Raw genomic sequence first — 23,209 nt, forward strand, 5'->3', positions numbered from 1 at the left:
AGTAGGAATATGGATTGGAAAACCAGTCATATACTTTCAGGCACTACTTATTGATATATACTTGTTATTTATAGTTTTATTTTGTCGTTAATTCATAAATCGGAGGCCAATAACGTTCTTTGTATATTGTTGATAAGTTGTTATGATTTATAATGGACCCCAAAATTTGAACCAGTTGCTAAGCTACAAAACAAGTGGTAAAGGCAGGTTCAATTTGACACCAGAAAAGGAGGTCCATGAGAAAAAATTACAGTGGAAAATTTAAAACCAAAGTTGTCGTTGATGTTATGAAAGAACAGGAGACAGTAGCAGAATTATCATCTAAGTATGAGATTCATCGCTCACTGCTCACAAGATGGAAAAAGGAGGCCATAGAAAGATTACCAGGAATCCTTTCGACAACAAAGAAGAAGGGAAATGATGATCAAAAATTGATAGAAGTCCTATACCAAAAGATCAGTCAACTCGAAGTAGAGAATGACTGGCTAAAAAAAGGTTGAAACAATCCGTTCCTGACCATAGACACCTGATAGATATGGGTCACCCCGATATCAGTATCAACAAGCAATGTGAGTTGTTGCAGGTGTCTAAGGGACAAGTATAGGGACGTCTATGATATTATGCTTTACTTAGAAATAATTATATGATACATCTTAAACATGGCACGAAAAGCGAGAATAGATGCACCTGGAGCACTGCATCATATAATTGTCAGGGGGATAGAACGTAAGAAAATTTTCAGATCAGATTATGATCGGAGAAACTTTTTAAATCGGCTCAATAATTTGATTCCTGAAACACAAACCGAGTGTTTTGCATGGGTATTGATTCCAAACCACGTCCACTTATTATTAAAAACCGGATTGATTCCGGTTTCTGTGTTAATGAGTCGTTTGCTCACCGGATACGCGGTATGGTTCAATAAGAAATACCGTCGCCACGGTCAACTTTTTCAAAACAGGTACAAGTCGATTTTATGCCAGGAAGATATATATCTAAAGGAATTGGTGCGTTATATCCACTTAAACCCGTTGAGGGCGGGTCTTGTGGAAGATATGAAAAGCCTGGATAAATATAAGTGGTGCGGTCACAGTGTTCTGATGAATAAAGCCAGTGAGGAATGGCAGAATATCGATTATGTTTATAAACTGTTTTCCGGCAAAAAAAGATTGGCAATAAAAGGGTATCGAGCGTTTGTGGAAAAAGGTATAAGCGCAGGTAAACGGCAGGATCTTACCGGTGGTGGATTATTAAGGAGTATAGGCGGCTGGTCGGTTCTCAAAGATTTTCGCAAAGCAGGCATACGTGTTAAGGGAGATGAACGCATTTTAGGTGACAGTGATTTTGTTGAAAATGTTTTAAAGGCCGCCGAAGAAGAATTTGAGCAGAAATATGAATTAAGAGCCAAAGGTTATGATTTCAATCGGGTAATACAGCGGGTTGCCGAAGTGATGGGCATGGAGATTGAGCAGGTAACGGCTTTCGGGAAATCACCGCCAACAGTTAAAGCGCGAAGTCTTTTATGTTTTTGGGCTCATCGAAAGCTCGGCATGACAACCATTGAAATTGGAAAAAAGCTGAATATATGCCAATCAGCGGTAAGTCGTTCATCCATAAGGGGTGAAAAAATTGAAAGAGAAAACAGATTTGAGTTGATAGGGTAAAAACACATAATATCATAGACGTCCCCATACCTGCCCTTTTCCCAGTCCCTCTCTATGCCTTGGTTCGGTTATTTTATTTTATCAATTACTTTTATATCATTAAGCAGATAGTGCCTGATAAATAATCGGGCGATATTTAGGTTGTGGAATTGACTTACCCTTTGATTTGGCAGCCTCAAGCCATAGCGATTTGGCCTTTTGGACTTCACATAGTGCCTCATCAGGTGTATCTCCGAATGCTGAACATGCTTCAAGATCAGGGATGTCAGCAATATAACCACCGTCATCATCAGAATAGAAAATGTTGATATGATAGTCACGCATTATTCATTCTCCTTCAATTTCAGATTATGCTTTTCGATAAGTTTCAAAAATTGACGAATTTGATATGGTTTTGCCTGACCTTTTAAATTTTGAAGATTAATAAGCTCCGGGATGCCTGGTCGAACGAAAATGTGGTGGCTTCCATCAGTTCTTGAAAGATTGAAGCCAAAACCTTTAACAAGATTTACCATATCAGAAAATTTTATGTTTTTCGATCCAGAAAGTATTTTTTGAAGTATTTTTTTCCTGTTCATTTATTTTGAACTTTTCCAAACCGAACTATTGTAATATGCAGAAAAAAATCTGTATATTAACACTTCAACTTTCTGGTTTGCGGTTAATTCGGTAGTCAAAACCCTGAAGGGGTTAAATATACCAGCCCAGGGCAACGCCCTGGGAAATATTATATTGTGCCCTTTCAAGGCTAAAAAGCTTTTATAAACTCAACTTTCGGGGTTAAAATGTGCTTCAATAATTTCAATATGTTAGATATCTAAAATCGCAAATTTTATAGCATTAAAAAGAGTTTTTATAAACTATATTTTAGAGATATTTCTACATAACATCTTGAAGTTATATAAAATTATATATCTGCATCAAGTCCGAAAGTTGAGTTAACACTATATATTCTCTTTATAATGTGATATATTGTTGATTAATACAGATTTAACAGGAATATATTATGGCATATAAGAAAGAACATGTAAAGGAGAGGTTTCGCCCAAAACCAGGTAAGCTTTTAGATCAAGTGCGTGAGGTAATGCACTATCATCATTACGCAATCCGGACAGAAAAAACGTATATAAAATGGATATTGGATTATATCCGTTTTAATGGGACCCGGCACCCTCGGGAAATGGGTAAACCGGAGATCGAGCGGTTTTTAAGTCATCTTGCTGTTAACAGAAAGCTGGCGCCTTCAACACAGAATCAGGCGCTTCATGCAATTATTTTTCTTTACAAATATGTTTTGGACATGCCGCTTAACGATTACATCGACGCGACCCGTTCGAAAAAGCAGAAAAGACTGCCGAGGGTGTTGAGTCAGTCGGAGATCAGTGAATTTTTTAAACACATCAGCGGAACCAAGGAATTGATGGCAAAGCTCTTGTACGGTTCAGGCTTGCGCCTGATGGAATGTATACGGCTTCGAGTAAAGGATGTAGATTTTGAAAATCATCAGATTATTGCGCGGGACGGAAAGGGAGGAAAAGACAGGGCAACCGTTTTGCCAAAGCCTATCCGGGAAGACTTGCGGTTGCATCTAAAAGGGGTCCGAAAGCTTTTTGAGCAAGACCTGGCGGAGGGACGGGCGGATGTATATATGCCGCATGCATTGGCAAAGAAATATTCGGGGGCTGGAAAGTCGTGGCTGTGGCAATGGGTTTTCCCCGCGAAGAATTATTCAAAAGATCCAAGGACTAAAAAAATTCGTCGACACCATGCCCATGAAACCGGTTTACAGAAAGCGGTTGCAAATGCCGCGAAAAAGGCAGGCATTAATAAGCGGGTGGGCCCGCATGTTCTCCGTCATTCGTTTGCAACCCATATGCTGGAAGCTGGCAAGGATATTCGGCGAGTGCAGGAACTCTTAGGGCACGCGGACGTGCGGACAACCATGATCTATACCAATGTGATGATTACAAATTTCGAAACCCTGGGAAGTCCGCTGGATAATCTGGATAACGATTGAACCGAGTATATAGATTTCCACAGAGCAGTGCCCGAACGAAAACCAGGTTCAGGCACTATTTATCTAAAAATTGATAAATATCAGCATTGCAGTACGAAGGGCAATTGAATAAAGCAAAATGAAAAATAACTCGCTTAACAGCTTTTTTTTAGATAATTTCTCCAAGCACGGAAACAAAACCGCCCTGACTTTTTTCAGGGGCAATTCTGTTGAGACCGTAATTTCCTATAAGGAATTAATTCAGGATTCAAGCAGTATGGCCGGCGCTTTGATTAACCTGGGGATTGAAAAAGGGGACCGGGTCATCATTTATCTTGATAAATCAATAGTTTTCGTTGTTGCGCATCTTGCGCTCCAAAGGCTTGGAGCCGTTACGGTGCCCCTTAATCCGGGTTTTAAAAAAAATGAACTCTATTATTTTATTAAAGATACAGAGACCAAACTGATTCTGTGCGGTATCAGGCATGAAAAAATGATCAAGGAGATAGATCATGAAATAAAAACCCTGCTCCTAAACACTGCCATTCCTTACCAGGATCTGGATCTGTTCCGGCCGGCATCCATAATGCTTACAGATCCGAAACCTGAACCAGGGCCGGATGATCACGGGCTTATAATCTATACTTCGGGAACAACCGGCAAACCCAAGGGGGCCCTGCTCACCCAGCGCAACCTTATTCATGATGCCTGCAATATCATCAAAAAATGGGAAATATCCGAAACCGATGTTCTTTGTCATGCCCTGCCCCTTTTTCATGTGCATGGTCTCTGTTTCGCGCTTCATACCGCACTGGTCGCAGGCTCACATGTGCTGATTCCGGACGAATTCTCTCCCGACAATGTCATTAATCTGCTCTCCAAAAAAGAGGGCCGGCATGTTTGCTCGATTTTTATGGCCGTTCCTTCCATGTACGTGAAAATGATGGACTTTATAAGAAACAAGAGATACGATTTCAGCCATATGCGATTATGGACATCAGGTTCAGCGCCGCTGCCGGCAAAAGATTTTGAGAGGATAAAAGCTTTGTTCGGTCAGGAGCCGGTTGAGCGTGAGGGTATGTCTGAAACCGGCATGAATTTTTCCAATCCCCTGCACGGTACCAGGAAGCCTGGATCTATAGGGTTGCCCATGCCGGGGCTTGAAGTAAGGATTGTAAATCTTGAAACATTTAAAGATGTTTCACCTGGTGAAGAGGGCGAAATCTGGCTTAAGGGTCCTTCAATCACCCCTGGTTACTGGCGCAAACCCGACGAAACAGCACAAGCATTTGAAAAAGGCTGGTTCAGAACAGGTGATTTGGGTAGAATTGATAAAAACGGGTACTATTATCTAACAGATCGATGCAAACATATTATCATATCCGGAGGGGAAAATATCTCTCCCAAAGAGATAGAAGGAATTATAAACCTGCTGGAGGATGTCCTGGAGTCCTCGGTAATCGGCATGCCGGATGAAAAATGGGGTGAAAGAGTAATGGCTGCGGTTGTCGTAAAATCCGACACAAGCCTTGATGCCGGAACGATTCAGCAATTTTGCAGGAAACATTTCCATGACTGGAAATGCCCCAAGGAGATATTTTTTTTAAAAGAACTGCCTAAAAATGCCATGGGAAAAATTATGAAAGAAGAAATAAAAAAAATATACGCAAGGAGTAAAAAAATATGAAAATTATAATTTGCGGCAAAGGCGGAAGCGGCAAAAGCACAATAACAGCTTTGCTTGCACAGGCGCTTCAGGAGAGAAAGTTTAACGTTGTTCTGATTGATGCAGATGAATCAAATCTTGGTTTGCACCGGCTGATGGGCATTTCTGCGCCCGTTAACATTATGGACAATCTTGGAGGGAAAAAAGAGTTTAAAAAGAAGATGAACAGCCCGCTTTCAGGGGGTATTGGTGAATTATTCAGGGATAACATGAAAATAGACGAAATTCCCGCTGATTGCGTTACACAAAGGAGTGACATCAGCGGCGGCATCAAACTGCTCTCCATAGGGAAAATTCACACTTCAGGCGAAGGATGTGCGTGTCCCATGGGGGTGTTGTCCAAAATGATTCTTTCCAAACTTGCCCTTGGCGATCATGATATAATTCTCATTGATACGGGTGCAGGGGTCGAGCATTTCGGCCGGGGTATAGATTTAAAGTGCGATTTAATTCTAAGTATTGTTGACCCTTCCTTTGAATCATTCATGCTGGCAAAAAAGATGGGGGATATGGCGGATCAGGCAGAGATAGATTTATTTTTTATTTTGAATAAAGTGGATGATAATGTAATTGAAGCCATGACTGCGGGTATTGACCAGGAGAGGGTGATTACAAAAATACCCCAAAACAAATCCATTTTTCTGAAAAGTCTTGAAGGCCGGGAACTTACCGAACATATCCCGGAAATCGATCCGGTATGCAGTTTGATCGAAAAAAGAAGGGTTGAAACTCACGGTTAACGGTTGATCAAAGCAGAAGGCAATATGCCGTTTATTTCAATAAACCTCTCTGAAGCTTTTTTCTGTTTCCTGTCACCCGGAAACCGTAACAGGAGTATAGATTATCCTGGAGACAGGAATGCTTCCATCAAAGATATAATAGAATCCCTCGGAGTCCCCCACACGGAAATAGGCCGTATATCCGTTCAAGATAAAGAGGTGGATTTCACTTTTATCCCAAAAAGCCGTGATGCAGTTAAAGTATATCCTGTAGATGTGCCGTTTGATGTAACCATCTCTTCCCTGCTCCGGCCTGAACCATTGAGCAGGGTTTCTTTTTTTGTGGATCTTAATGTGGGCAAGCTTGCTCTTTTATTGAGAATTCTGGGCCTTGACACGGAGTCCGCCCCTGATCTTGACGATAAGGAGATTGCTTTAAAGGTTGAGAAAGAAAAGAGAATCCTTCTGAGCAAGGACATAGGGCTCCTTAAAAGAAAGAATATTATATTCGGCAGGCATGTCAGGGCGATCTTTCCTGATGACCAGTTAAAAGAAGTTCTTGATCATTTTGGTCTGAAAGGGCCTTTTGACCTCTTTTCATTATGCCTGCTCTGCAACAGGAAAACATTAATAGTAAATAAAGAAGATATTATTGACCGACTGGAGCCTCTTACTATTAAATATTTCGATCATTTTAAAATATGTCCTCGCTGTGAGCGTATTTACTGGCAGGGAACTCATCATGAAGAAATGAAAAAAAGACTCTCCCGCATTGGTATTTCAACAACCCCTTCATTGGTCAACCATACAATTGATAATGGTTGACATTTATCTGCAAAAGTTATAGGCTCCCGCCAAAAATATTGGAGGTTTTTTTTAACGTGTTAAAATTTTTCGAAGAATTAACGGACAGGGTTCTCAGGGGCGGTGAGATAACTTGTGAGGAAGCCTCACGCCTGATGGAGACTGATAAACAGCGCGATATTATCCATTTAACCGGTTTTGCCAACAGCATCCGGGATAAGTTTAAGGGATCGCTTATTAATGTTTGCGCGATTATAAATGCAAAATCCGGCCGATGCAGTGAAGATTGCAGGTTTTGTTCCCAATCCTCCCTTTACAGCACGACAATCGATAAATATCCTTTGCTCGAAAAAGATGAAATTATCGCCGGGGCAAGGCGGGCGGATGAATACGGTATCAACAGATTCAGCATCGTAGTCAGCGGAAGGGATGTCAAAAATTCCGCTGAATGGGAATCTATCTGTGGAACCATTGATGAAATGCGCTCCATTGCAGGGGTGGATATCTGCGCTTCTCTCGGTACACTTACCAAGGAATCCGCAGGAGATTTAAAAAAGGCAGGTCTCAAAAGGTATCATCATAATCTTGAAACTTCAGAAAGCTTCTTTCCATCTATATGTACAACCCATTCTTACGAAGTCAGGGCAGAAACAGTAAAGGCGGCCAAAGAAGCCGGTATGTCCGTATGCTGCGGCGGTATTTTCGGCCTTGGCGAGACAAGAGCCCATAGGATCGAATTGGCTTTTACCTTAAAAGAGCTGGACGTCGATTCCATTCCTCTGAATTTCCTGAATCCAATTCCCGGCACCCCCCTTGAGAAGGCCAAGCCTCTCCATCCCATGGAAATATTAAAAATAATAGCCCTGTTCCGTTTTGTTAACCCCACCAAAGGAATCCGCGTATGCGGCGGAAGAGATAAAAACCTGAGGAGCGTCCAGTCTTTAATATTTGCTGCCGGCGCAAGCGGGCTCATGACCGGCAACTACCTCACAACTGCAGGAAGTAATGTTAATGATGATATGCAGATGATCGAAGACCTTATGCTGGAGAGGATTTAATGGATACCAATAAAAATCTACAATTTGAACATGATGATAAAAAATATATCTGGCACCCTTTTACCCAGATGATGAACTATGAAAAAGAAAAGCCCCTTATCATAGAAAAGGGTAAGGGCTCATATCTGTGGGATATTTATGGAAATAAATATATAGACGGCATATCATCTTTATGGGTTACTACTCACGGGCACGGCCGGAAAGAAATAGACGACGCGATTGCCGCCCAGGCGGCCATGGTATCACATTCCACACTGCTTGGTCTGTCACACCCAAAAGCAATTGAACTGGCAAAAAGGCTGGTGGAAATAACACCCGGGGGACTCAATAAGGTCTTTTACTCGGAAAGCGGCTCAACGGCAGTAGAAATTGCTTTAAAAATAGCATTTCAATACTGGCAGCAGTCTATTGACAATACCTCGAAGCAAAAATTTATTTCTCTCAGCAATGCTTATCATGGCGACACAATAGGAAGTGTGAGTGTAGGCGGCATTGACCTCTTCCATAAAATATATCACCCCTTACTTTTTGACACGTACAAGGTTGCAGCGGTTGATTGTTACAGGTGCAGTGATGGCAAAGCCTGGCCCGGCTGTGGCCTTGAATGTCTTGAGCAACTGGAAGATACTGTCAAAAAACGCCACCATAAGACTGCCGCGCTGATTATTGAACCTCTTGTTCAGGGAGCAGCCGGCATGCTTATCTCTCCGCCCGGTTATTTAAAAAGGGTCAGGGAGCTATGCACTGAATATAATATTCTAATGATCGCCGATGAAGTGGCGGTGGGCTTTGGCAGAACCGGCAAAATGTTCGCCTGTGAACATGAAAATGTCCAACCGGATATTATCACCCTGGGAAAAGGACTTACAGGAGGCTACCTCCCACTGGCGGTTACAATGACCACTGATAAAATATATAATGCTTTTTTAGGGCAATTTGATGAATTCAAGGCCTTTTTTCATGGTCATACCTATACAGGAAACCCCCTTGCATGCTCGGCCGCCCTGGCAAACCTCGATATTTTTGAAAAAGACGAAACCCTGGATAATCTCCAGGAAAAAATCGCTGTCTTAAAAGCAGGATTAAAACGGTTTTCAAAACTGTCCCATGTGGGAGATATAAGGCAATTCGGATTTATGGCCGGAATAGAGCTGGTGGCCGACAAAAAGAGAAAAGCGCCCTTCCCTGCCGGAGCCAGGACAGGTGTCAGGGTAATCCGGGAAGCCAGAAAACGCGGCTTGATCATAAGACCTTTGGGAGATGTTATCGTCCTGATGCCGATCCTGGCCATAAGTCCGGCAGAGCTGAATGAATTACTGGAAATAACCTTTGAATCGATCAGAAATGTAACCGGAGAGTAAGCGCCTGATTATGTTAGCACACTTTCAAAATGAACTGAACCGATTAAAAGAGAAAGGGCTCTACCGAACCCTAAAAAAAGTAACCAGCCCGGTTGATACCACCGTAACTATAAACGGCCGGGAAGTAATTCTTTTTTCTTCAAATAATTATCTCGGGCTGGCAAATCATCCTGCTTTAAAAAAAGCGGCTGTTTCTGTTTTACAAAATTATGGTTCCGGCGCCGGCGCTTCCAGGCTGATTTCCGGTAATCTGGAAATCCATGAGGAACTGGAGCAAAGGATCGCAGCTTTTAAAAAATGCAGCGCTGCCATTATCTTTTCCACAGGCTATATGGCAAATATAGGAGCCATTACTTCTCTGGCAGGTAAGAATGATCTTATCCTGAGCGATCAGCTCAACCATGCCAGTATTATCGACGGATGCAGGTTGAGTACGGCGGAAACAAAAATATATCCCCACAAGGATCTTGCAGCGCTTGAAAAAATCCTGAGGCAGGCCCTTAGCCGTCATGAGAAGGGCGGGTATAATAACATTTTTTTTATTACCGACGGTATTTTCAGTATGGACGGTGATATCACGCCCCTGCCTGACCTGTTGAAAATCGCAGACCGGTACAATGCCTTTGTAATCCTTGATGATGCCCATGCCACCGGTGTAATCGGGAAAAATGGAGGCGGAACAGCCGAATATTTCGATCTTGCCGACAATGAACATTTAATCCAGATCGGCACTTTCAGCAAGGCCATGGGAAGCCTGGGCGGCTATGTGGCCGGCCATGAATTAATTATAGAGTTCCTCAGGAACAGGGCCAGAAGTTTTATATACTCAACCGCTCTGCCTCCCAGCGTATCAGCTTCCTCAATTGCCGCCATAAATATTCTGGAAAAAGACAAAGCGCTGCTGCAATCCCTGCAACATAACATCGACAGATTCAAAAAAGGAATAACAGAGATTGGATACGGTTCCGTGGAAATAGAGACTCCGATCATACCGATTATAATCGGAGATGCGGATCTGACCATGGAATTTGCGGATACATTATTAAAAAAAGGGATCTATGCTCCCGGTATAAGGCCGCCTACTGTTCCTGAAAATCAAAGCAGAATCAGGGTAAGCCTGATGTCATCACACACGGGAGACCAGATCGACACAGCGCTTTCTGTTTTTGAGGAGGAAGGTAAGCGGTTGGAAATAATTTAGAAAATGACTAAAGGTTTATTCATAACCGGCACTGATACGGATGTAGGCAAAACCGTTGTAACTGCCGGGCTTGCAGGAGCAATCAAGGCCAGAGGTTTCAATGTGGGCGTGATGAAGCCGGCAGCTTCAGGGGCCGCAAGGCATGCCGGCCGGCTCATATCGAATGATGTGGCCTTTCTTTTAAAGTCGATCAACATTCAGTATGACCATAACATTGCAGCTCCGTTGACAATTGAGCCCCCGCTGGCCCCGCTGGCTGCATCAATGCTGGAGAATATCCCGGTTGAACCGGAAAAAATTTTTAAAGCTTTTGATATAATGCGTCAAAAACATGATTTTCTTCTGGTTGAAGGGATAGGAGGGATCCTGGTCCCGCTGACGGAGGTCTATTCCATAGCAGATTTAATAAAAGATATGGGCCTTCCCCTGATTATTGTTGCCAGGCCTGGCATAGGCACAATCAACCATACACTCTTGACCATAAATGAAGCCGAAAAAAGAGGCATTGAAGTTAAGGGGTTTATTATAAACGGAATGGACTTTAACCAGGCCGGAGATGCCGAAAAGGCAAACCCTGAAATCATCAAAAAAATATCCGGCAAGACTCTGCTTGGAATTCTTCCTTTTGATCCCAAAGTAAATATGGAAAAACTTGTCATGGGAGACATTGTGGAATTAACTGAAAAACATTTGGATCTGGAACAGATACTGCGCTAACGAAAATCATGATTTTTGACTTTTATTCCTTTTTTTTCCTCCTCGTTCCTCCTTTTATGCTTGATAAACTTCAAGTACTTTCGTAATTTATAAATTGTCACATAAATAATTTCACTGCATTATCGGTCGTCGGAGTAGGGGTTCAAAATTTTGAACCCCTACTCCGACGATCTTGTGCCAAATTTTAAAATAGGGTTATTATATGACAATCTGCAGCAATAAACTATATAAAGGATGTATGGGCTAAATCTTGCGGCTTCTATATTCTGTCATTTGAGTGTTCCAATCCGCTGATCATGACTGTCAACCCAAAAAAAGGAGAAGTTTTATGGATTTTAAGCTTACAACGGAACAGAAGATGCTGCGTAAAGCGGTGCGTGATTTTGCTGAAACCGCTATCAAACCGCTTGTTCAAGAGCTTGACGAAAAAGAGGAGTTCTCCTATGAAACAATGAAAATGATGGCCGAACTGGGATTGTTCGGTATGTTTGTTTCTCCGGGATACGGCGGACAGGGTATTGATTATATTTCATATATAATCGCATGTGAAGAGTTGGCCAGGGTGGATGCTTCCCATGCAGCTACGGTTGTTGCCGGAAACTCCCTGGGCATCGGCCCGCTCTATTATTTTGCCAATGATGAACAGAAAAAAAAGTACCTGCCCAAACTTTGCAGTGGAGAAGCTCTCTGGGGTTTCGGTTTAACCGAACCCAACGCCGGATCTGATGCAGGGAATACCGAAACAACGGCTGTCCTGGATGGAAATGAATGGGTAATAAATGGAAACAAGATTTTCATTACCAATGCCGGAACGGATATTACCTTGGGTTCTACGATATTATGCCGCACCGGGACCCGTGATGATGGCAAGCCCGAGCTTTCCTGCATAATTGTCGAGAACGGCACACCAGGATTTACTACAAAGATTATGCATGGAAAGATGATGTGGCGCTCTTCCAATACTAATGAATTATATTTTGATGACTGCCGGGTTCCCAAAGATAATCTGGTCGGACCCATCGGCAACGGGTTTCACCAGATGATGCAGACTCTGGACGGCGGCCGTTTATCAATCGGCGCAATGGGCCTGGGCGGCGCCCAGGGATGCTTTGACATGGCCCTTAAATACAGTAATAAAAGAAAACAGTTCGGCAAGCCGATATCCAAATTCCAGGTCAACTCATTTAAACTGGCCGATATGGCAATGGAGATTGAATGCGCCCGTCTCCTTCTTTACAAAGCCTGCTGGCTGAGACAAAACAATGAGCCATTTTCCAAAATAGCGGCAATGGCCAAGCTATACTCTTCCGAGGTCATGAGCCGATGCGCGGATCATGCTGTTCAGTTGTTCGGCGGTTATGGGTTGATGAAGGAATATGACATAGAGAGATTCTATAGAGACCAGAAACTTCTCGAAATCGGCGAAGGCACGTCGGAGGTGCAGCGTATTGTTATCTCCAGATTGATAGGCGCAGCCTGATATTCAATTCCATAGGATTGCACTGGCCATCTTCAAGATGCCTGATAAAAATCTAAACTGAAAATTCCGAACAAGCTGTCAAACGTCATAAAAAACCCTTTGGCAGTTCAAAAAGGAGGTTCTTGATGACTGAATATGATTATTGGGAAATTTTTCCGAGAATGCCAAAAAAGATTAACATCGGAGACATAACCATAAGAGACGGTTTTCAGCATGAAGAAAAATTTATCTCGACTGCTGCGAAAATCTTTTACCTTGAAGAGCTTATTCTCGCCGGCGCCCGTGAAATCGAGGTAACCAATCTTGGGAACCCATATCTAATGCCGCAGTTCAGAGATGCTGAAGAACTGCTTGCTCATTTAAGGGGTGATCGTTTTAAAAATCGTTGCGAAAAAAAAGGTGTTAATTATGATGATTTATGTCTGACTGCAATTACTATCCGTGAACCTGCTGTGGATCGCGCTATCCGCTTAAAAAAAAAAGGAATCGGCCCTGATCGGATACTGATGATGGTATCAACCGAGGAGGAACATCATTTTGCAAATTCAGGAACAACCCTTCCGGATTACTGGAGCGAGATCGAGAGATGTATCAAGAAGTGTAATGATGCCGGGATGAAGATGTGCGGAACAGTAAGTACAATCTGGGGCAGCCCGATCGGCGGGGCCACAGACATGAAGGATGCTGTGGAATTTACAAAGCGGTTTCTCGAACTAGGCGCCCACGATATAGAGCATGCAGATCACGATGGCAGCGCATCCGCTGCCGATGTTTACAGGTACTTTTCTATGGTTCTGGATGAAATTCCCAACGTAGAGCTCCATTTAGCACATTTCCATGAAACCAAACGGGTTGCGTCGGCATCCGTTCTTGCAGCCCTGCAGGCTGGAATTACCCGTTTTGAGGCGACCCTTGGCGGTCTTGGAGGCCAGCCCGCGAACTTCCTTGATGACACCCCGGTTAAAGGAACCGGAGAGTATTATTATCCGGATCCCAGGTATGTGGGGCTGATAACCCTTGAGGATACCCTGGTTCAGATAGACGAGATGGGTATTGAACATGGTTATGATGTTGACAGGATTCTCTGGCTCGGAAAACAGATGGAAAAGACAATCGGAAGGAGATTACGCTCCGAGGCAATTATTAACGGACGAACCATTAAAGAGGGGCATATGGAATTTGCACGCCCGGGCCTGGCTGAACGTAAGGCAAAATTAGGGGAAGCCCCCGGCCAGTCACTGCCTTCAGACTGGGCAAAGAAAGCTGCCCTGCCTGAAAGCTGCTTTTGATAAAAAATCAAATTAGGATTATAGAGACAAGGCATGCCTTGTCTCTATAGACCGTCACATAAATAATTTCACTGTGTTATCGGTCGTTGGAGTATTACAATACGCCTTCCTCCCTCTGGCCTTGTGAAATTTATTATCTGACGGTCTATACGTTACCGCCGTTGTAACCGTTACATAAATATGCGCTAATCCTGAAGTTCGGGTAAATTCCGGTAATAATCAAGAGCTTCCGGATTAATAAGAGCGTCTTTATTTAATACAGCTTCATTCTGTATTACCTTTTTAACAGCCAGTTCCACCTTCTTCATGTTAATCGTATAAGGAATATCTGCTACGGGAATTATTTTGGCAGGCACATGCCTTGGGGTTGCGCTTGTTCTGATAAGACTGTTCAGCCTCTTTTTCAGTTCATCTGTAAGATCACTTCCTTCCGCCATCTTTACAAAGAGGATAACCCTTACGTCATTTTTCCAATCCTGACCAACTACCACGCTGTCGGCTATCTCATCAATATTGTCGATAATCCTGTATATGTCTGCCGTGCCTATGCGGACGCCTCCGGGGTTCAGGGTTGCATCGGAACGGCCCAAAAAGACAACTCCTCCTGTTTCAGTTATCTTGATAAAATCACCATGTCTCCATATTCCGGGATAAACATCGAAATAGGCGTTATGATATTTCCGTCCGTCCGGATCATCCCAAAAATAGATCGGCATGGAAGGAAATGGTAAGGTGCATACCAGTTCGCCCTGCTGGTTTACAACAGGTTTGCCGTTTGAGTCAAATGCCTGCACATTCAAGCCCAGGCCCCGACACTGAAGTTCACCGGCATATACCGGTCCCATGGGATTGCCTCCGGCAAAACAACCGTTAATATCGGTTCCGCCGGAGATGGAGGAAAGCTGGAGATCTTTTTTTACTTCATCATAAACAAATTCAAAATTTTCTATGGAAAGGGGCGAACCGGTTGAGAGTACGGCTCTCAAGGCGGAAAGATCGTATTCTTTTCCGGGTTTTAAGCCTGAATCTTTAACTCCCCCGATATAAGCGGCACTTGTTCCAAAGACAGTCATTTGGGCATCCTGGGCCAGTTTCCAAAGAACGCCTGCATCAGGATAAAAGGGCTGTCCGTCAAATAGGATGACTGTAGCCCCCACCGCCAGTGAGCTTGTAAGCCAGTTCCACATCATCCAGCCGCAGGTCGTGAAATAAAATATCTTGTCTTCCCGCTTGAGATCAGTATGCAGTATCATTTCTTTAAGTTGATTGATCAATATGCCTCCGGCTCCCTGCACTATGCATTTGGGAAGATCAGTGGTGCCGGATGAATACATAATATAGACCGGATGATCAAAGGGGAGCTGCTCGAACTCAAGGGAACAATTACTGTCATGGGAAATAAAATCTTTGTAATGAACAGCATGGGTGATATCGGCAATATCAGCTTCCTGTTCCGTATAGGGCACGACAACGACTTTTTCAATGGAATCTATCTGGTCAAGAATGCTCCTGATACGTTCCAGAGAATCTATGCTCTTACCTTTGTATGAATATCCGTTGGCAGTAAACAGAATTTTTGGCTTTATCTGACCAAATCGGTCCATGACTCCCTTTATGCCGAAATCAGGGGAGCATGATGACCAGGTTGCTCCCAGACTGGTTGCAGCCAGCATGGCAATGATAGACTGGGGCATATTGGGCATGAACCCTACCACCCTGTCACCAACGGTAACTCCGGCCGCTTTGAGAGATTTAGCCAGACGCGCAACCTCGTCATACAGCTCTGCATAAGTTATGGTGACCGGATCCAGGATCTCGCCTTTGAAGATTATGGCCGGATGATCATCTCTGTATCGCAGAAGATTCTCGGCAAAATTTAACCTGGCGCCCTGAAACCATTTGGCTCCGGGCATTTTTAGCTCATCTATTACTTCAGTATATGGCTCAGAAAATTTAATATCGACAAATTCCCACATGGTTGCCCAGAAATCTGCAATATTATCCACTGACCATTGGTGCAGAGGTTCATATTCGGTTAAATTTTTACCGAATTTTGAATTTACCGTCTGCATAAAACGATAAATATTAGTCTTTTTTTTTCGTTCTTCCGTGGGGCTCCACAACAATTTGCTCATAAAACATTTTCCCCTTTCTTGTTAAACGCTAAAAAATTTTATATCCTTCAACCTTCAGCCTATTTACCCTTAAAGACAGGTTTACGTTTTTCCGCAAAAGCCGCCAGGGCCTCAAGGCGATCCTCTGTTGGTATGGTAATTTCATAGGCCTTCGATTCCAGGGGCAGAGCCACGCCAAGGCTGCATTCAAAACCGTTATTAAGCACAAATTTAGCCTGTTGAACGGCAATCGGCCCGTTTTTAGCTATCTCGCACGCAAGCTCCATGGCAGCATCCATTAACTGATCCGGTTCCACAACCTTGCTTACCAAACCGATTTCAAGGGCTGTATCAGCATCGAATCTTCTGGCGGTATAGATAAGTTCCTTTGCTTTTGCCAAACCGACGATTCTTGGCAGCCGCTGAGTTCCTCCGCCTCCCGGAATTATTCCCAGGCTGGTTTCTGTTAAGCCCATAAGAGCATTTTTAGATGCTACGCGTAAATCGCTGGCAAGGGCCAGTTCCGTTCCGCCGCCGAAAGCAAACCCGTTAATAGCCGCTATTACAGGAACTCTTGCTTTTTCAACCGTAGTCATAGTATCCCTGACTATAGAGATAAAACGCCTGACCTGATCATCGCTCAGGGTCCTTCTTTCTATAAGATCGGCTCCTGCTGAAAATGAGGCTTTTTTCCCTTCCGGCGGTGGAGCGCCGGTTATGATAATAACCCTGACCGACAAATCAAAGTCCGATTCCCGCACTATTTCCTGTAATGTTTCGATAAGATCGAAATTCATGCAGTTCATCGCTTCGGGCCTGTTAAGTGTGAGTATCAATATACCATCATCTGTTTTTTTCTGCAGAATTACATCAGGCATAATATATTCCCTTCAAGCATGATTAGGATCGAAAATGAAATAACTTGAACGATATTATTTGTCTTTTGGCCCATCTGCTGTGTTGCATCAAAGGCCGAATACTTCGAGTATTCAACCTTTAATGCGCCTTGCAGATGAACAAAAATTCTTCATAATCTTTGTCCAATTTATTTAATTTCCGATCCTTATTAAAATTTAAAATTTCCGAATCTCGATTCCTGAACCGGTTTTAAAAGCGCAATTTCAAATGCATCGCCGAGAATGTTGCGGGAATCCTTGAATGGTATGGTGCCGTCGTGAAATAGTCTTGCCTCAAGATAAAAAGGGTGGGCCTGCTTATTATACTTCTCAACCATCATCTGTTCAAATTTATTGGCGGCTTCCTCGTCCATCTCCCGGCCTCGTTTTTTTAAGTTGGCCCGCTCAAGAGTAGTTAAAATTGAACCGGCGGTCTGCCCTGCCATAACCGAGGTTCTGCCGCGCATGGTATTGAAAATAAAATGCGGATCATAGGCTCTGCCGCACATCCCATAATTGGCGGCTCCATGATCAGGCCCGATTACCCACTGTATCATGGGCACATTGGAACAGGCGCAAGCCCTTACCATGCCTGAGCCGTATTTCCCTATACCGGCATACTCCTCCTCGGTACCAACCATGTAGCCGGGAGAATTCTGGATGTAGAGGATCGGGATTTTCTGGGAAGAGCATCTAACAACCCATTCTATGGCTTTCCTGGCAGAATCAACAAAGATTACACCGATACCGTTTCCAGCTATAATGCCCACCGGCAAGCCCTTGAGGTGGATTTTGCCGCATACAATATTATCGCCGCGGCCTGGATTGTAATTTTTTTTATATTCACTAAAAGCGCTTCCGTCTGCAATCGACTTAATTACTTCCCGAACATTAATCCCTTTATACGGATCGCTTGGAAGAACCTTGTACAGATGGTCCTCCGGAACTGTCGGCTCAATGGTTTCCCGACGTTCTATCTGCACTTTCTGTTTAGGATCATAGGAGAGCAAGCTTCTCAGTTTTTCTATCCCTTCATCCTGTGACATAACCAAATGATCAGCACCCCCTGATATTGAGGTGTGAACTCTGGCGCCCCCCAGATCTTCCATTGTCACTTCTTCGCCTATGGCGGCTCTGACCATGGGAGGGCCGCCAAGAAATGAATAGGAGATCTTGTTTATCATGATCGATTCACAGGCCAGATAAACAGTATATGCACCTCCGGCAGTATTTCCGCCTGTGCTGAGAGTATACTGTTTTAAACCTTTGGCCGACATCCTGCACATATTGTAAAAAAAGCGTCCGAACTGACCCCTTCCGGGAAAGACCCTGTCCTGCATAGGAAGAAAGGCTCCTGCTGAATCGCCTATATAGACACAAGGCACACCGCACTGATCCGCCATTTCCTGGGCCCGGAGATGTTTTTTACAGTTAATGGGATAATAAGCGCCTGCTTTGACACGACTGTCATTTGCAATAATCATGGCCCAGTTGCCATGGATTTTGCCTAAACCTGTGGCCAGACCAGCGCTAGGAACATCTTCCGCAAGCTCATAGTTGATTCCGAAACCGGCTCCCCGGCTAAGTTCAAGAAAATCCGTATCAGGATCGATAAGTTGCTTGATAAGCTTACGCACAGGTTTTTTGCCCTGTTTGGCCAGACGGTCGAGCTGGCTTTGACCGCCTGCATTATAAGCTTTTTCCCAAAGCTCATAAAGTTTTTCTTCTTCCGCTTCCCAGTGCTTCAGGTTTTTCTGCTGCTCACGCTCTTTTTTTTTTTTACGCGATTCTCTACTTTTTTTTTCTGCCATGGCCATTTTTCCTTTTTACTTTAAAATTATCGATTTCAGATCTCATAATACTCCTTTAAAAAGGACAGCTTTTTTTTGAAGCATTATGGGCCAAATAAAATATCGATATTTAGCAAATACGATAACGGAATTATAGATTGTCAGATAGTTATCCGATTTTAAAATTTGGTGCAAGGGCAGAGTAGAGACGCAAAATTTTGCGTCTCTACTCCGACGACCGATAACGCAGTGAAATTATTTATGTGATAATCTATAGTACAATAAAAATATAATATATTGTTTTAATAATGTATACTATAACATGCATTTTTTACAGGCTGTTTTAATAACAAATCTTTATTTCAAATTATTACACTAAAGGGCATAACTTGCTAATATTAAATAATTCACTAATATTAAATAATTTTTTATGGCGATGACAATTAACTGTAACCAGTTATAAATATTGTTTCAAAAATATAAACGAAGATATATATAAAATTCAATCTATATAAATCCATAAGCTGAAAGGAATAGTTTAATGAAGCGTGATCAATGGAAAAGCCAAACGGGTTTTCTCTTTGCAGCCATAGGGTCAGCCATAGGGCTGGGCAATATCTGGCGTTTCAGCTATATGGCTTACAATCATGGAGGCGGCGCTTTTATAGCTCCTTATCTTATTGCGCTTGTAACGGCAGGCATACCTCTTTTAATACTCGAATTTTCAGTGGGACATGAATTAAGAGGTTCTGCCCCTTTGGCCTATGCAAAAATCAACAAAAAGATGGAATGGCTCGGATGGTGGGCTGTTACTTTCGTGATGTTCGGCATAGTACTCTACTATTCAGTAATAGTAGCATGGTGTATAATTTTTTTTGTTCTGTCATTTAACCTGGGATGGGGTAGTGATCCCAACACTTTCTTCTTCCAAAAATTCCTTTCCGTAAGCGACGCTCCTTTTAATATAGGTCAAATAAGAACTCCAATATTTGCAGGCCTTATTCTGGTCTGGTTTATCAACTGGGCTATTGTTTACAGGGGTGTTCAGCGTGGCATAGAAGCCGCCAACAAAATTTTTATGCCGGTCCTCTTTCTGTTGACTGCCCTGCTTGTTTTCTGGTCGCTCACTCTGGATGGAGCAATAAACGGCCTTAAAGCTTATTTAACACCCGATTTTTCAAAACTATCTGATCCAAAAGTCTGGATCGATGCCTACAGCCAGATATTTTTTACTTTGAGTCTAGGATTCGGGATTATGATAGCATATGCCAGCTATCTTCCCAGGAAAACGGATATAACAAAAAACGCTTTAATTACAGCAGTGATCAACAGCGCCTATTCCCTCTTTGCAGGGCTTGGTGTTTTCTCTGTTTTAGGCTTCATGGCCGGCTCACAGGGCAAAACAATCGCAGAGGTGGTATCGCAAAGCATCGGCCTGGCTTTTGTAGCGTATCCAAAGGCTGTAAGCCTTATGCCGGCCGGCAATCTATTCGGAGCCGTTTTTTTTCTTTGCCTGGTAGTTGCCGGTTTTTCTTCATCCATATCGATCATTGAAGCCTTTGTTTCAGCGTTGATAGACAAGTTTAGAGTTCAAAGGGGCATGCTTGTCACTATAATTTCGATCACCGGGTTTACCGTTTCAATTATATTTGCCACCCAGGCAGGACTTCTGTGGCTCGATATTGTAGATCATTTTTTGACCCATTACGGGCTTATAGTTGTCGGCATTGCGGAAGCGGTTTTAGTTGGCTGGTTTTTCCACATTAAGGTCCTGAGGCATCATATCAATAAAATATCTTCAATTAAAATAGGTAAATGGTGGGATATCCTGATTAAATACTTCGTTCCGTTTGTTTTAGGAGTTATTCTTATCGGCGATTTATATAATGAGGTACAAAAACCTTATGGTGGATATTCCTGGACGTCAATAATCCTGATAGGAAGGGACTGGGTGCTTGTAACCTTGATTATTGCATTTGTTTTTTCTTCAAAAGCCTGGAAATCCGGGGACAGTTAACTGTTCCCTTTGGTTCTGGTGAAATTGAAAGTGCATACCGTTACGTGATCCAAGCAAGATTGAAACTTACTGGCGCTTGGCGGGATAAAGACACCGCCGACACCATGTTAGCACTGAGAACAATAAGAGCTATCTCTATCCTTAGGGCTCGCGCAAAAATAACTTTACATTTTAAGCGTCGATACATCCTGCCTGGCTACGTTACGAAAGCTTAGAAATATCTTGATATTCCTACGCTTTCGCGCCTTGCCAGCCAGGCGCCTCAACACTTAAAATTGCTAACTTATTTTTGTGCAAACCCTTAGCCCATCTTTTTGAGTTTTATGGGCAAATGCTCAAAATAAGCCTCATTTTAGAATTTTCAAAAATTTAATTTGAATGATTTTAATAGGTTAAAAATAATTTGCTCTGGCTTTACCAGTGTAGTGCCATAAAATAAAAAATAACTTGACTTTTTATTGATATCCGCCTATATTGGGCAACATGTATATTAGAAAAACCACAATAAAAAGTCGAAAAGATGGCAAACAATATTACACCTATAGATTGGTTCAATCCGAACGAACTGCAAAGGGAGTCAGCCAGCACACATTAATTAATCTCGGTACGGCTTTTTCTCTGCCACGGGATCAATGGCCAGAATTATCTTCACGCATTCAGGAGATTATCAGTGGCCAGCAGAGTTTTTTCAAAATTTCTGAAGAAATAGAGGAGCTTGCTCAAAATTATGCAGCCCGGATTATTCACGCGCAACACAAAAATAAAGCTGAAAATAATAAGCCGGATTATCGCGAGGTAGATGTAGACAGCCTGGAAATGTTCAGGCCACGCAGTGTAAGCTGTGAACATGTGGCGCTGGAAGCGTTTGTTTTTTTAAAACTTGGTGAAGAACTAAAAGCCCTGGGATTCAATGGCCCTCAGCTCGCAGCAGCAACCGGTACAATAATAGGTCGTATGTGTCAACCAGGTAGTGAACTGGCAACTCATTACTGGCTCCAGAATGTTTCAGGCTTGGGTGAATTAATTGATTATGATTTCAACAAAATTAATCTATACAAAATGTATAAAATCTCTGATCAGCTTCTCAATAATAAGGAAGCCATAGAAAATCATCTATACTTACAAGAAAAGAATTTATTTGAATTTCAAGAGACAATAACCCTTTATGATCTTACCAACACTTATTTTGAAGGCAGCAGTAAAGCAAACAAGCTGGGGAAACGCGGACATTCCAAAGAGAAACGTTCTGATTGTCCACTGGTAACTTTGGCTTTGGTGCTGGACAGCAGTGGCTTTCCCAAGCGCAGCAAAGTATTTGAGGGTAATGTAAGTGAACCGTCAACATTAAAAAAAATGATTGTTGGTTTGGAAAGAAAGAATTTATCCCAAGAGCTGTTTAAGCCCTCAAAAGCGACTATAGTAATGGATGCCGGAATTGCCACTGAAGATAATATTAAATGGCTCAGGGAAAACAGTTATCCATATATTGTAGTTAGCCGAAAACATCATCGCGAATTTAATGAAGATGAAGCAGTTGTGGTAAAACAAGACAATGACTGCACAGTAAAAGTGCAAAAAATTATTGACTCAGAAAATGATGAGGTTTTGTTGTATTGTCACTCTACAAAGCGGGAAAAAAAAGAACAGGCTATTAATGATCGCTTTACCATTCGCTTTGAAAAGGCTGTCAGCAAACTTGAGTCAGGCTTGCATAAAAAAGGATGTCTAAAAAAATACGATAAAGTCCTGGAAAAAATAGGTCGTCTGAAACAGCAATATTCCAAGGCTGCAAAGCATTATAAAATAGAAGTATCTAAAAACGAAAAAAATGGCAACGCTGTTAAGATCCTTTGGACACGCCAAACGCTTGCGGACACAAAAGATAGTTTGCCGGGAGTATATTGTCTCAGAACAACCCATATGGAATTTGATGAAGCTACGCTATGGCGTACATATACAATGTTAACGGATTTGGAGGCTGTTTTTCGTTCACTGAAATCCGAGCTTGGGATGCGGCCGGTTTTTCACCAAATCACAAAACGGGTGACAGGTCATATTTTTATCAGTGTCATCGCTTACCATTTGATACATAGTATTCGTTACCGATTGAAAAAGACGGGGATAAACAGTAGCTGGTCTGATTTGAGAAAACAACTGGCAGGCCAAAATCGAGTAACAGTTTCCATGCAGTGCCGAAATGATAATGTTGTACATGTAAGAAAAAGCACACGACCGGAATCACGACAACAGAAAATATATTCTGCTTTAGGGTTAAGCTCTCTCCCTGGCAGAACGATGAAAACAACTATCAAAAAAAATAAAAGTAGTGCCATAACTAAGATTTTAAAAAAGTAACCTACTGTAATTATAGTGTTTA

The 23,209-nt window shown here is 42.6% G+C and carries 19 protein-coding genes and 1 pseudogene; 15 read left to right on the top strand and 5 right to left on the bottom strand.

Going from position 1 to position 23,209, the window contains the following annotated elements; genetic code table 11:
• The first annotated feature begins 236 nt into the window (after positions 1 to 236).
• Positions 237 to 500, top strand: a complete 264-nt coding sequence (locus BuS5_RS10710) for a transposase (RefSeq protein WP_274427651.1) — start codon at positions 237 to 239, stop codon at positions 498 to 500.
• A 159-nt stretch (positions 501 to 659) separates the two neighbouring features.
• A complete protein-coding gene (locus BuS5_RS10715) occupies positions 660 to 1,664 on the top strand; it encodes a transposase (RefSeq protein ID WP_274427652.1) in 1,005 nt (334 codons plus the stop codon).
• A gap of 99 nt (positions 1,665 to 1,763) precedes the next feature.
• On the opposite strand, the gene BuS5_RS10720 is transcribed toward BuS5_RS10715, so the two are convergent.
• Complete coding sequence (locus BuS5_RS10720; RefSeq protein ID WP_027354469.1) at positions 1,764 to 1,988, bottom strand: type II toxin-antitoxin system HicB family antitoxin; 225 nt, start codon at positions 1,986 to 1,988, stop codon at positions 1,764 to 1,766.
• Positions 1,988 to 2,242: a type II toxin-antitoxin system HicA family toxin gene (locus BuS5_RS10725; protein ID WP_027354470.1), complete on the bottom strand. Its 255-nt coding sequence runs from the start codon at positions 2,240 to 2,242 to the stop codon at positions 1,988 to 1,990. Before BuS5_RS10725 ends, BuS5_RS10720 begins: the two co-directional genes overlap by 1 nt.
• A gap of 428 nt (positions 2,243 to 2,670) precedes the next feature.
• On the opposite strand from BuS5_RS10725, the gene BuS5_RS10730 reads away from it, so the two are divergent.
• From BuS5_RS10730 to BuS5_RS10775, 10 genes are all read left to right on the top strand, one after another.
• Positions 2,671 to 3,681 carry an integron integrase gene (locus BuS5_RS10730; protein WP_051374975.1) on the top strand — a complete coding sequence of 337 codons (1,011 nt, stop codon included), beginning with the start codon at positions 2,671 to 2,673 and terminating at the stop codon, positions 3,679 to 3,681.
• Between the two features lie 118 nt (positions 3,682 to 3,799).
• Positions 3,800 to 5,347: a class I adenylate-forming enzyme family protein gene (locus BuS5_RS10735; protein ID WP_051374976.1), complete on the top strand. Its 1,548-nt coding sequence runs from the start codon at positions 3,800 to 3,802 to the stop codon at positions 5,345 to 5,347.
• A complete protein-coding gene (locus BuS5_RS10740; RefSeq protein WP_027354471.1) occupies positions 5,344 to 6,126 on the top strand; it encodes an ATP-binding protein in 783 nt (260 codons plus the stop codon). Before BuS5_RS10735 ends, BuS5_RS10740 begins: the two co-directional genes overlap by 4 nt.
• A 24-nt stretch (positions 6,127 to 6,150) precedes the next feature.
• A complete protein-coding gene (locus BuS5_RS10745) occupies positions 6,151 to 6,930 on the top strand; it encodes a Mut7-C RNAse domain-containing protein (RefSeq protein ID WP_084446131.1) in 780 nt (259 codons plus the stop codon).
• Positions 6,931 to 6,986: 56 nt separating this feature from the next.
• Positions 6,987 to 7,967, top strand: a complete 981-nt coding sequence (gene bioB / locus BuS5_RS10750; RefSeq protein ID WP_027354472.1) for a biotin synthase BioB — start codon at positions 6,987 to 6,989, stop codon at positions 7,965 to 7,967.
• The gene (gene bioA, locus BuS5_RS10755; RefSeq protein WP_027354473.1) at positions 7,967 to 9,328 is read left to right on the top strand and encodes an adenosylmethionine--8-amino-7-oxononanoate transaminase; all 1,362 of its coding nucleotides are present in this window, start codon (positions 7,967 to 7,969) and stop codon (positions 9,326 to 9,328) included. The genes bioB and bioA overlap by 1 nt, the downstream gene beginning before the upstream one ends.
• A gap of 10 nt (positions 9,329 to 9,338) precedes the next feature.
• Positions 9,339 to 10,529 (top strand): 8-amino-7-oxononanoate synthase, encoded by a 1,191-nt coding sequence (gene bioF, locus BuS5_RS10760; RefSeq protein WP_027354474.1) that lies wholly within the window; start codon positions 9,339 to 9,341, stop codon positions 10,527 to 10,529.
• A 3-nt stretch (positions 10,530 to 10,532) separates the two neighbouring features.
• Positions 10,533 to 11,246 (top strand): dethiobiotin synthase, encoded by a 714-nt coding sequence (bioD, locus tag BuS5_RS10765; protein WP_027354475.1) that lies wholly within the window; start codon positions 10,533 to 10,535, stop codon positions 11,244 to 11,246.
• A gap of 328 nt (positions 11,247 to 11,574) precedes the next feature.
• Positions 11,575 to 12,726 carry an acyl-CoA dehydrogenase family protein gene (locus BuS5_RS10770; RefSeq protein WP_027354476.1) on the top strand — a complete coding sequence of 384 codons (1,152 nt, stop codon included), beginning with the start codon at positions 11,575 to 11,577 and terminating at the stop codon, positions 12,724 to 12,726.
• A 125-nt stretch (positions 12,727 to 12,851) separates the two neighbouring features.
• On the top strand, positions 12,852 to 14,015 hold the full coding sequence (locus BuS5_RS10775; RefSeq protein ID WP_035265840.1) for a pyruvate carboxyltransferase: 1,164 nt from the start codon (positions 12,852 to 12,854) through the stop codon (positions 14,013 to 14,015).
• Positions 14,016 to 14,200: 185 nt separating this feature from the next.
• Here BuS5_RS10775 and BuS5_RS10780 read toward each other — a convergent pair whose 3' ends face one another.
• The 3 genes from BuS5_RS10780 to BuS5_RS10790 form a co-directional block, all read right to left on the bottom strand.
• A complete protein-coding gene (locus BuS5_RS10780; RefSeq protein WP_027354477.1) occupies positions 14,201 to 16,150 on the bottom strand; it encodes an acetoacetate--CoA ligase in 1,950 nt (649 codons plus the stop codon).
• A gap of 59 nt (positions 16,151 to 16,209) precedes the next feature.
• Complete coding sequence (locus BuS5_RS10785) at positions 16,210 to 17,007, bottom strand: enoyl-CoA hydratase-related protein (protein ID WP_027354478.1); 798 nt, start codon at positions 17,005 to 17,007, stop codon at positions 16,210 to 16,212.
• A gap of 188 nt (positions 17,008 to 17,195) precedes the next feature.
• Positions 17,196 to 18,836, bottom strand: a complete 1,641-nt coding sequence (locus BuS5_RS10790) for an acyl-CoA carboxylase subunit beta (protein ID WP_027354479.1) — start codon at positions 18,834 to 18,836, stop codon at positions 17,196 to 17,198.
• A 520-nt stretch (positions 18,837 to 19,356) separates the two neighbouring features.
• On the opposite strand from BuS5_RS10790, the gene BuS5_RS10795 reads away from it, so the two are divergent.
• From BuS5_RS10795 to BuS5_RS10805, 3 genes and pseudogenes are all read left to right on the top strand, one after another.
• Complete coding sequence (locus BuS5_RS10795; RefSeq protein ID WP_027354480.1) at positions 19,357 to 20,832, top strand: sodium-dependent transporter; 1,476 nt, start codon at positions 19,357 to 19,359, stop codon at positions 20,830 to 20,832.
• 2 nt (positions 20,833 to 20,834) lie between these two features.
• Positions 20,835 to 21,047, top strand: a pseudogene (locus BuS5_RS10800) (hypothetical protein); the annotation flags it as partial.
• 268 nt (positions 21,048 to 21,315) lie between these two features.
• Complete coding sequence (locus tag BuS5_RS10805; RefSeq protein WP_274427653.1) at positions 21,316 to 23,187, top strand: IS1634 family transposase; 1,872 nt, start codon at positions 21,316 to 21,318, stop codon at positions 23,185 to 23,187.
• Positions 23,188 to 23,209 lie beyond the last annotated feature (22 nt).

It is taken from the genome of Desulfosarcina sp. BuS5 (assembly GCF_028752835.1).
Classification (GTDB): domain Bacteria; phylum Desulfobacterota; class Desulfobacteria; order Desulfobacterales; family BuS5; genus BuS5.

What these genes read in the sequence shown, in the direction of transcription:
- BuS5_RS10710 (WP_274427651.1), top strand. Translation starts at nt 237, where the DNA reads ATGAGAAAAAATTACAGTGGAAAATTTAAAACCAAAGTTGTCGTTGAT.
- BuS5_RS10715 (WP_274427652.1), top strand. Translation starts at nt 660, where the DNA reads ATGGCACGAAAAGCGAGAATAGATGCACCTGGAGCACTGCATCATATA.
- BuS5_RS10720 (WP_027354469.1), bottom strand. Translation starts at nt 1,988, where the DNA reads ATGCGTGACTATCATATCAACATTTTCTATTCTGATGATGACGGTGGT.
- BuS5_RS10725 (WP_027354470.1), bottom strand. Translation starts at nt 2,242, where the DNA reads ATGAACAGGAAAAAAATACTTCAAAAAATACTTTCTGGATCGAAAAAC.
- BuS5_RS10730 (WP_051374975.1), top strand. Translation starts at nt 2,671, where the DNA reads ATGGCATATAAGAAAGAACATGTAAAGGAGAGGTTTCGCCCAAAACCA.
- BuS5_RS10735 (WP_051374976.1), top strand. Translation starts at nt 3,800, where the DNA reads ATGAAAAATAACTCGCTTAACAGCTTTTTTTTAGATAATTTCTCCAAG.
- BuS5_RS10740 (WP_027354471.1), top strand. Translation starts at nt 5,344, where the DNA reads ATGAAAATTATAATTTGCGGCAAAGGCGGAAGCGGCAAAAGCACAATA.
- BuS5_RS10745 (WP_084446131.1), top strand. Translation starts at nt 6,151, where the DNA reads ATGCCGTTTATTTCAATAAACCTCTCTGAAGCTTTTTTCTGTTTCCTG.
- bioA (WP_027354473.1), top strand. Translation starts at nt 7,967, where the DNA reads ATGGATACCAATAAAAATCTACAATTTGAACATGATGATAAAAAATAT.
- bioF (WP_027354474.1), top strand. Translation starts at nt 9,339, where the DNA reads ATGTTAGCACACTTTCAAAATGAACTGAACCGATTAAAAGAGAAAGGG.
- bioD (WP_027354475.1), top strand. Translation starts at nt 10,533, where the DNA reads ATGACTAAAGGTTTATTCATAACCGGCACTGATACGGATGTAGGCAAA.
- BuS5_RS10770 (WP_027354476.1), top strand. Translation starts at nt 11,575, where the DNA reads ATGGATTTTAAGCTTACAACGGAACAGAAGATGCTGCGTAAAGCGGTG.
- BuS5_RS10775 (WP_035265840.1), top strand. Translation starts at nt 12,852, where the DNA reads ATGACTGAATATGATTATTGGGAAATTTTTCCGAGAATGCCAAAAAAG.
- BuS5_RS10780 (WP_027354477.1), bottom strand. Translation starts at nt 16,150, where the DNA reads ATGAGCAAATTGTTGTGGAGCCCCACGGAAGAACGAAAAAAAAAGACT.
- BuS5_RS10785 (WP_027354478.1), bottom strand. Translation starts at nt 17,007, where the DNA reads ATGCCTGATGTAATTCTGCAGAAAAAAACAGATGATGGTATATTGATA.
- BuS5_RS10790 (WP_027354479.1), bottom strand. Translation starts at nt 18,836, where the DNA reads ATGGCAGAAAAAAAAAGTAGAGAATCGCGTAAAAAAAAAAAAGAGCGT.
- BuS5_RS10795 (WP_027354480.1), top strand. Translation starts at nt 19,357, where the DNA reads ATGAAGCGTGATCAATGGAAAAGCCAAACGGGTTTTCTCTTTGCAGCC.
- BuS5_RS10805 (WP_274427653.1), top strand. Translation starts at nt 21,316, where the DNA reads ATGTATATTAGAAAAACCACAATAAAAAGTCGAAAAGATGGCAAACAA.